Origin of the sequence: Lysobacter enzymogenes (assembly GCF_900106525.1) — a bacterium.
GTDB classification, from domain to species: Bacteria; Pseudomonadota; Gammaproteobacteria; order Xanthomonadales; family Xanthomonadaceae; genus Lysobacter; species Lysobacter enzymogenes.
In genome coordinates this window covers 528,521-535,346 of record NZ_FNOG01000002.1, presented here as the reverse complement: position 1 = coordinate 535,346, position 6,826 = coordinate 528,521, and the positions used below count along the sequence as shown (strand labels likewise).

Annotated in this window: 5 protein-coding genes; 1 reads left to right on the top strand and 4 read right to left on the bottom strand. The window is 70.4% G+C overall.

Annotated features, from left to right (window positions below):
- Window positions 1-147: 147 nt before the first annotated feature.
- A complete protein-coding gene (locus BLU84_RS06605) occupies window positions 148-1,152 on the bottom strand; it encodes an alpha/beta fold hydrolase (RefSeq protein WP_074864237.1) in 1,005 nt (334 codons plus the stop codon).
- Window positions 1,153-1,298: 146 nt separating this feature from the next.
- Here BLU84_RS06605 and BLU84_RS06600 point away from each other — a divergent pair, with 146 nt between their 5' ends.
- Window positions 1,299-1,775 (top strand): hypothetical protein, encoded by a 477-nt coding sequence (locus tag BLU84_RS06600; protein WP_139174724.1) that lies wholly within the window; start codon window positions 1,299-1,301, stop codon window positions 1,773-1,775.
- Window positions 1,776-1,918: 143 nt separating this feature from the next.
- Here the strand turns inward: BLU84_RS06600 and BLU84_RS06595 are convergent, their stop codons facing one another.
- The 3 genes from BLU84_RS06595 to BLU84_RS06585 are packed head-to-tail and all read right to left on the bottom strand — an operon-like array spanning window position 1,919 to window position 6,626.
- Window positions 1,919-3,193, bottom strand: a complete 1,275-nt coding sequence (locus tag BLU84_RS06595; protein ID WP_074864234.1) for a cytochrome c — start codon at window positions 3,191-3,193, stop codon at window positions 1,919-1,921.
- The gene (locus BLU84_RS06590) at window positions 3,190-3,771 is read right to left on the bottom strand and encodes a (2Fe-2S)-binding protein (protein ID WP_074864232.1); all 582 of its coding nucleotides are present in this window, start codon (window positions 3,769-3,771) and stop codon (window positions 3,190-3,192) included. Before BLU84_RS06590 ends, BLU84_RS06595 begins: the two co-directional genes overlap by 4 nt.
- Window positions 3,768-6,626 carry a xanthine dehydrogenase family protein molybdopterin-binding subunit gene (locus tag BLU84_RS06585; RefSeq protein WP_074864230.1) on the bottom strand — a complete coding sequence of 953 codons (2,859 nt, stop codon included), beginning with the start codon at window positions 6,624-6,626 and terminating at the stop codon, window positions 3,768-3,770. The genes BLU84_RS06590 and BLU84_RS06585 overlap by 4 nt, the downstream gene beginning before the upstream one ends.
- Between the last annotated feature and the right edge of the window lie 200 nt (window positions 6,627-6,826).

Genomic DNA, 6,826 nt, shown 5'->3' with positions numbered 1-6,826 from the left:
ATCCAGAGACTTCAGAGTCCTGTCGCGATAAAGCCCTGGATGCCCGCCTTCGCGGGCATGGCGGTGGGTAGGTGTCGCGGCAGTTGCGGTCTCGGTGTCGCTTGCGAGCCGCCATCGCCACGAAAGCGTTCGCAGCTGCGCCCGCACTCACTCGCGCAAGGCATCCAGCAACGCCGCCTCGAAACGCTGCGGCGCTTCGACTTGCGGCGAATGGCCCAAGTCGTCGAACTCCACCAGTTTCGCGCCGGGAATCGCGCGCGCGGCGGCGCGGCCGAGTTCGGGATACAGGCCGAGCCTGGCCTTGAGCGCGTCGTCGGCGAGGTCGCGGTTGATCGCGGTGCGGTCGCGCTGGCCGATGAACAAGGTGGTCGGCACGCGCAGGCGGGCGAACTCGTGTACGACCGGTTGGACGAACACCATCTCCGAGGTCAGCGCCTGGTTCCAGGCCACGCGCTCGCGGCCGGGGCCGGCGTAGAGCCCGGCGAGCATGTCGACCCAGCGCTGGTACTCGGGCTTCCACTGCCCGCCGTAGTAGACCTCTTGCTGATACTTGCGGATCGTCGCGGCGGTGGTCTTGAGTTCGCGCGCGTAGTTCTCGTCCACGCTGCGCCACGGCACGCCGAGCGCTTTCCAGTCCTCCAGGCCGATCGGGTTGACCAGCAGCAGGCGCTGCGCGGCGTCCGGGTACATCAGCGCGTAGCGCGCGGCGAGCATGCCGCCCATCGAGTGGCCGACGATGCTGGCGCGCTCGATGCCCAGCGAGGCGAGCAGGGCATGGGTGTTGGCGGCCAGTTCGTGCAGGCTGTACTGGTGATGGGCGGGCTTGCTGGATTTGCAAAAGCCCAGTTGGTCGGGCGCGATCACCCGATAGCCGGCCTCGCGCAGCGCGGCGATGGCCGATTCCCAGGTCGCCGCGCAGAAGTTCTTGCCGTGCAGCAGCACCACGGTGCGGCCGTTGGGGCGCTCGGGGCGCACGTCGAGGTAGGCCATCTGCACGGCTTCGCCCTGCGAGCGGAAGCGATAGCGCTGCACCGGATAGGGATAGTCGAAGCCTTCCAGCTCGGCGCCGTAGCGCGGCGTCGACGGCTGCGCGCCGGCGGCGAAGGCCGCGGCGGAGAGCAGGCAGGACAGGAGCGCGGCGGTCGGGCGCATGGCGTGGCCTCGGCGTGGGTGACGGCAGGCCATCGTAGGACAGCGTCGCCGCGGCCGCCGTAATGCATTGGGCTATAGTCCGCACGCGCCTGCGGTCGCGACGCGGCGCCGGACGCGCGCACGCGGGCGCGCAGCAGGGGGCTGGAATGCACGAACGCATCGCAATGCGCGGCCTGGCGGCCGTGTGGATCGGATGGGCGGCGCTGACCGCGTCGGCTACTGCGGCCGAGCGTCCGCCGGTGCTGACCGACACGCCGGCCTGCGAACACCGCAAGCTCGGCGTAGTGAGCATCGAAGCGGGCATTCGCGCCACCGAGGCCTCGCTGGACAAGAAACCCCCGGCGGTGCACTACGGCCGCGCGTTCGAGCGGCTGGCCGACGCGGCCGCCGCGCAGGGCGCCAACGCAGTGGTGCTGCGCGGCCACCGCGCGACGTTCTACACGCCGCCGGGAATGGAACGGCCGCAGGTGGTGCACCTGCGGCTCAACGGCGCGGCGATCCGGATCGAAGGCGACCCGGCCGCGTGCGCGTTGGCGCTGGCCGATCCGCGCCAGTACAAGCGCAACAGCGATGCGCCGGGCATCGTCCAGACCACTTCGGTGCAGGCCTACTCGGAAGAGTGAGCGCGATCGGTGCGTTCGATTGAGCGGGATCGATCAAGCGCACCCAACTGAGTGAGCTCGGTTGAAGAGGTTCGATTGAGCGAATCTGATTGGACGAACCCGCTGGAGCCAACCCGCACGCCGGCCCCGCCGGCGCGCGAGTTTCAGTGCTTCGCGCCCGCCGCCTCGCGCAAGCGGCGCACCTGCGCCGGATCGACCGCCGCGCTCTGCCCGCCGTAACGCCCGCGCAGCCACTGCGCCAGCGCGGCGACTTCGCGGTCGTCCAATTGATCGGCGAAACCGGGCATCTCCTGCATCCGCTCCAGCCCCGGCAGATCGTGTTCGGGCAGGCCGTCGAGGATCGCGACGATCAGGTTGTGCGCATCGGCATCGCGCACGCCGGTGTTGCCGGCCAGCGCCGGAGCGACGTGCGGCACGCCCTGGCCGTCGCGGCCGTGGCAGCCGGCGCACAGGGCGAAGTAGTGCGATTGCGCGGGCGCGTCGCCGCCGGTCGCGGCGGCGGCCGTCCATGCGGCGGCTGCGGGCGGCGCATCGCCGAGCAGATAGGTGGCGATGGCGTCGATGTCCTGCGCGCTGAGCCAGCGCGTCGACAGGTTCACCACCTTGAGCATTTCGTCGGAGGCCACCGCGTGCGCGGCGATGCCGCCGGCGAGATAGGCCTGCAGGCCGGCGCGGTCCCAGCCGCGTTCGGCCAGCGCTTGCGGGGTCAGCGCGGGCGCAGCGAAACGGCCGAGTGCAGCGTTGCCGGCCAGCGGCTGTGCGCGGTCGACCTGACCGAGCCAGCCGCGCGGGCTGTGGCATTCGCCGCAATGGCCGAGGGTTTCGACCAAGTACTCGCCGCGTTTCCACGCCGGCGATTGCCCCTGCGAGGCCGGCCGTGCCTGCGCGCCGGCGAACAGCAGGTTCCAGGCGTGGATGCCGGTGCGGATGTTGAACGGAAAGCCGACGCCGTTGGCGAGGTTGTCCTGCTTCACCGCCGGGCGCGTCATCAGATAGGCGTAGATCGCGTCGCTGTCGGCGCGCTGGATGGTCTTGTAAGACACATAGGGCATGGCCGGATACAGCTGGTGGCCGTCGCGCGCTTCGCCGCGGGTGATGGTGTGGAAGAAATCGTCGGCGCTGTAGCGGCCGATGCCGGTGTCGGCGTCGGGGGTGATGTTGGTGCCGTGGATGACGCCGAACGGAGAGGCCAGCGGCACCCCGCCGGCGAACGGCGCGCCGCCGTCGGCGGTGTGGCAGGCGGCGCAGTCGGCGGCGGCGACCAAATACTTGCCGCGTTCGATCTGGGCCGGCGTGGCCGTCACCTGCACCGCTGGCCCGCGGCGATACCACCCGCCGATCAACGCGTCCACGGCCAACCACACCAGCGCGATCAGCAGCGCCCACAGGATCAGGCGTTTCCAGCGGCGCTTGCTCATCGCGGCGTCTCCGCTTGCGCGCGCACCCGCACGTTGGGCAGCTTGAGCGCCAAGTCCTCGACCGCCTGGTAATAGCGCACATAGCCGGTGCAGCGGCACAGATGCGGATTGAGCGCTTCCAGGATCAGCGCGCGCAGCTCGTCGCGCGCGTACTCGCGCGTCGGCTGCTGGCCCAGGCGCTCGAGCAACACCGTCGCCGCATTGACGAACCCCGGCGTGCAATAGCCGCACTGGAAACTGAAGTGATCGAGAAACGCCTGCTGCACGGCCGACAGTTCCACCAGCGCGCCGTCGGCGTCGCGCTTTGCGTGGCCTTCGACGGTACGGATCGACTTGCCTTGGAAGTAATGCGCGCCGGTGATGCAGCTGCGCACTTCGCGCGGGCCGTGCTCATCGTCGACGATGACCGTGCAGGCGCGGCACACGCCCTGGCCGCAGCCGAAGCGGGTGCCGGTGAGGCCGAGGTATTCGTGCAGCACGTCGACCAGCATCATGTCGTCGGGCACGTCGATGGGGCCGTGGCTGCGGCCGTTGATGCGCAGGCTCAAGGGTTTCAGGCGCAGGCTGCTCTGGCTCATGCGTGGGCCTCGCGCGCGCGCTGCGCGGCTTCGGCGGCCACGAGCGCGGCCAGCACTTTGTCGGGGGTGATCGGCAATTCGCGCAGACGCAGCCCGGTGGCGTGCGTCACTGCGTTGGCGATGGCCGGAACGATCGCGATCATCACCACCTCGGCGATGCCCTTGGGCGCGTCGCTCGGCGACAGCGGCGGCAGCAGCTCGCCGCTCTGCGCCCACACCGCGACGTCGCGCGCGCGCGGCAGGGTGTAGCGGTTGAAGTTCCAGGTGCCGTCGCCGGGGCCGCCTTCGTACAGCGGCAGCAACTCGTGCAGGGCGTGGCCGATGCCCATCGCCAGCCCGCCTTGCAACTGGCTCGACACCAGCTCGGGAACGATCGGCGTGCCGCATTCGAGAATCGAATGATGATCGAGCAGTTCGACCTGACCGGTCGCGGTATCGACCGCGACTTCGGCGATCGTGCCGATGGCCGCGTAATAGGTCACGCCGGCATTGTTGCGTTGGGTCGGTGGGTAATGCGCGCGGCTGCGTTCGATCATGCGATAGCCGTCGGCGGTCGGCGTGCCCGCGCCGGCGCCGCGGCCGTCGCCCCAGCGCAGGGCGACGCCGTCCAGCGGCAGGCGCGCGTCGTCGCCGGACAGCGGATAGTCGGCCTCGGCCCATTGCCAGCGGTTGAAGCCGTGCACGGTCGCGCCGGTGGCCAGGCCGAGTTCGAAGGCCTTGGCCGCGAGTTGCTGCAGCGTCAGCGGCGCCAGGCCGGCCGCGCTGAGCCTGCCTTCGACCCAGCGCGCGTCCTCGCGCCGCACCGCCAGCGGCGCGAGCTGGCCGCCGCCGAAGCCCTGGCCCCACAGCGCCAGCGCCGCCGGCCACAAGCCCTGGGTGAACACCAGCCGCGCCGCTTCGCGGGTGGCGTGGCTGAAGAAGAACGCCGAGTTGCTGGCGCTGGACGGGCTGGTGTAGTTCGGCGTCCAGCGCGGATCGCCGACGTGCGCGTCCTGGGTCGCCTGCGACATGGTCCAGGTGTCGTCGGTGGCGTGCATCGGCAGCGCCGACCAGTCGGTTTCGCCGGTCAGCACCTCGTCGGCCGGGCGGCCCAGCCAGGTCGCGCATACCACCGCCTGGCTGGTCGCCATGCCGGTGCCCATCTCGATGCCGATGTGGCGCAGGCGGATGCGGCCCTGCGGGGTCAGCGCGACTTCGGCGAACGCGGCCTCGCCGCCGGTGCCGTAATCCTTCTGCACGCAGCCGTAGCCGACGCCGTAGCGCTTGCCGGGATGGGCGGCTTCGTACTCGCGCTTGCGCTGGTCGCGCCGCGTCCACAGCGGATGCTCGCGCGATTTGCGCAGCACCTCGTCGGCGCGCTGGGCGCCGGCCGGGATCGCGCCCTGGGTGTTCTTCATGCCGGTGGCGAACACGTTGCGCAGGCGCAGTTCGATCGGATCGAGCTTGAGCTCGGCGGCGATTTCGTCGATCAGCATCTCGGTCGCGCCCATGCTCTGCAAGGTGCCGTAGCCGCGCGCCGAGCCGGCGTCGAGCGCGCGCGAGGCGATCACGGTGCTGCTCAGATCGCTGCGCGGAAAGTAATAGATCGACTGCGCCGCGGTCGCCGCGACCAGGCACACCGAGGGCGAGAAGTTCATCCGTCCGCCGCCGTCGCCGGTCATGCGGCCGTGGAATATCTCGAACTTGCCGCTGGCGCGGTCGGCCTGCAGCCGGTAATGCATGCGGAAGCTGTGGCGCTTGAGGCTGGACTGGAACTGCTCGTAGCGATCGTTGGCCAGCCGCACCGGCCGGCCGCCGCCGTACAGCGCGGCCATCAACGCCACGAACGGGAACGGGTTGTGGTCCTTGGAGCCGTAACCGACGGTGTAGCAGGGATGCAGCACCAGCCGCTTCACCCCGAAGCGCGTCGCGGCCAGCATGCGCGCGCCGTCTTCGGCGATTTCGTTCGGCGATTGGGTCGCGCTGACCAGGTGCACGGTGCCTGTTTCGGCATCGAACCAGCCGTTGGCGTTGTCCAGCTCCATCGCCGCGGTGTCGATGGATTGCGAGAAGTACTCGCGCTCGATCACCAGCTTGCCGGCGGCCGGCGCGGCCAGTTCGGCGTCCATCGCATCGGCGTGGGCCACGCCTTGCGCGTCGAGCTTGCCGCCGGCGTCGCCCTTGACCCACTCGGGGTTTTGTTTGCGATAGCCGGAGGGGAACAGCACGGTGTCCTTGTAGCTGGAATACACGTCGTCGGCGTAGGCATCGCCGCCGCCGACGCGCACGTAGCGGAACGTGGCCCACGGCGCGCGTTCGAGCGGGCCGGTCTGCTTGCCCCAGCGGATCAGCTCGGGGCGGAACCTGAGCCGGTTCTTGGCCGCGCGGAAGCGGGCGAAGTCGTTCCAGATCAGCAGCGCCACGGCCTGGCCGAGATAGGCCGGGGTCTTGCCCGGCGGCAGCAGCGGGTCGTCGCCATAGAACGCGGGGAAAGCGACGCCGTCGCGGGCGAGATCCTCGGCGGTCACGATGCGGTCGGGCTGCAGGTCGGCCGGCAGCGAGGACAGGTCGAAGCCTTGGTAGACGCGGTCGGCCAGGGTCGCGCGCAGCAGCATCGCGTGCGCCTGTTCGCGCGGCCAGCCGGGCAGGTCGCGCGAACGCATGTCGAAGCTGAAGACCTTCTCGCCGCTGGCCTTGGCGGTGGCGTCGGTGCGGTAGCGGATGCGGCCGGTGGCCGGATCCCAGGGCATCGGCCGCAGGCGTTCGCGTTCGAACAAGGCGGCGAGCGCGGCGCTGCCGGGCGCGGCGACGTAGACGCCGATGCCGGCGATCACGCTGCATTTGAGGAAATCGCGGCGGCTGAGGCGGGCTGGCATACGCGGCTGGCTCCGGCGGGCTCCGGGCCATAGTACGCGCATGTTGCGGGGCAAAATCCGGTGAAATCCGTGCGGCTGCACGCGGTGTGCGCCGGGTGTGGCGCAGGGGATGAAACAGCGTGAGCGAGGGGTGTGGGGTGTGTTGCGTCGGAGCGGACAGCGTCGGGGCTGAAGCCCCTCCCACAAGTAGCATCGGTTGC